Below are 1,664 nucleotides of genomic sequence, written 5' to 3' on the forward strand. Positions count from 1 at the left end.
GCTGGTGCAGCACGACCGCGTCCACACCTCCCTCTACACCGACCCGGCCCTGTTCGACGCCGAGCTGCAGAAGATCTTCCACAGCACCTGGGTCTGGGTCGCTCACGAGAGTGAAGTCCCGGACGCGGGCAGCTACAAGACCACCTTCATCGGCAAGCAGCCGGTCATCGTGGTACGTGACCGCAAAAAGGCCATCAACGTGCTGCTCAACCGCTGCCGCCACCGCGGCGCCACGGTCTGCGAGCACAAGAAGGGCAAGACCAACAGCTTCGTCTGCCCCTACCACGGCTGGGGCTACGCCCTCGACGGCTCGCTGCGCGGCATCCCCCACCCGGAAAGCTACGGCGATTGCATCGACAAGGCCGAACTGCCACTGGTCAGCCTGCGCACCGAAAGCTACGCCGGCATGGTCTTCGCCACCTTCAAGGACGACATCGAGCCGCTCGAAGACTTCCTCGGCGCAGCCAGGAAGTGGATGGACCTGTTCATGAAACAAGGCGCCGGCTACGGCATCAAGGTCCCCGGCGAGCACCGCTTCCGCTTCCCCGGCAACTGGAAGATCCAACTGGAAAACACCACCGACGCCTACCACTTCCCGCTGGTGCACAAGAGCTTCCTGTCCTCGGTCGACGAGCAGACCCTGGAGCTGTTCGACTTCGTCAAAGGCCCCGGCTACGTCGAGGACCTGGGCAACGGCCACAGCGTGATGGTGATGATCCCCGAGCTGGTGGACCTGGAAGCCGACCTCGACAAGCCGATCCCGGAGCGCTTCGAGGCCCTGGCCGCCGAGCTGCGCGACGAGGGCATCGACGAGCCACAAGTGCGCCGCATCGTGCGCGCCGTCGGCGGTTCGGGCTTCAACCTCAACCTGTTCCCCAACGTCGCCTGCTCGATGGCGTTCTTCCGCGTGCTGCAGCCGATCTCGGTGACCGAGACCGAAATCCATCACTCGGTGATCACCATGGACGGCGGCCCGGCCGCAGCCAACCGCTACCGCCTGCGCCTGCACGAGCACTTCCAGGGCCCGATGGGCTTCGGCACCCCGGACGATTCCGAAGCGTGGGAACGGGTGCAGAAAGGCGCCCGGGCCGGTGAAGACCTGTGGATCATGCTCAACCGCGGCCTGCCCGGCGAGACGCCCAGCGCAGACGGCCTGGTGTCCGACGTGAGTGCCGAAACCGGCATGCGTGCGGCGTACCAGCAGTGGAAAAAGATGATGTCGGCGTGAGCATGGAGAACCCTATGGACCTGCAATTGCTGCAAGAAGTCACCGCCTTCATCTGGCAGGAAGGCGACATGCTCGACCACGGCGAGTACGACGCCTGGCTCGGCCAATGGACCGAAAAAGGCACGTACATCATCCCCATCGATCCGAAGCAGAGCGACTACGAGAACACCCTCAACTACGCCTACGACGACCACCACATGCGTGGCCTGCGGGTGCAGCGGTTGATTGGCGGCGAGTCGATATCCACCAGCCCGCAACCGCGTACCGTGCGCACGCTGTCGCGCTTTCGGGTGCTGGGCGACGACGGCGTCAACGTCACCGTGCGCTGCGCGCAGAACGTGCGGGAGTTCCGCAAGGAAAGCCTCAAGCACTACAGCGCCGACCTGACCTACACCCTGGTGCGGGCGGCGGGCGGTTTCAAGATCCACCGCAAGGT

The 1,664-nt window shown here is 64.7% G+C and carries 2 protein-coding genes; both read left to right on the forward strand.

Features of this window, described 5'->3' with window-relative positions:
* Position 1: 1 nt before the first annotated feature.
* A complete protein-coding gene (locus tag HU770_RS26695; protein ID WP_186666569.1) occupies positions 2 to 1,228 on the forward strand; it encodes an aromatic ring-hydroxylating dioxygenase subunit alpha in 1,227 nt (408 codons plus the stop codon).
* Between the two features lie 14 nt (positions 1,229 to 1,242).
* Positions 1,243 to 1,664 (forward strand): aromatic-ring-hydroxylating dioxygenase subunit beta (locus HU770_RS26700; protein WP_186666571.1); only part of this gene is annotated, 422 nt, incomplete at its 3' end.

This window comes from Pseudomonas sp. SWRI68 (genome assembly GCF_014269165.1).
Taxonomy (GTDB): domain Bacteria; phylum Pseudomonadota; class Gammaproteobacteria; order Pseudomonadales; family Pseudomonadaceae; genus Aquipseudomonas; species Aquipseudomonas capeferrum.